General features: G+C 70.1%; 1 pseudogene. It reads right to left on the reverse strand.

Annotated elements, in window-relative coordinates:
- Positions 1-241 (reverse strand): annotated as a pseudogene (locus tag ACEPPI_RS40975) (polyketide synthase); the annotation flags it as partial.

Genomic DNA, 241 nt, shown 5'->3' on the forward strand with positions numbered 1-241 from the left:
GGTCAGCAGGCGGACATCGCCCGCCTCCCAGTCGATCTGCGAGGACGGCGCGTCCACGTGCAGCGTCTTCGGCAGGACGCCGTGCCGCATCGCCATGATCATCTTGATCACGCCGGCGACACCGGCGGCGGCCTGCGTGTGACCGATGTTCGACTTGATCGAACCGAGCAGCAGCGGCTGGCCCTCCGCCCGCTCCTGGCCGTACGTCGCCAGCAGCGCCTGCGCCTCGATCGGGTCACCC

Source organism: Streptomyces sp. AB3(2024), assembly GCF_041862025.1.
In the GTDB taxonomy this organism is placed as follows: domain Bacteria; phylum Actinomycetota; class Actinomycetes; order Streptomycetales; family Streptomycetaceae; genus Streptomyces.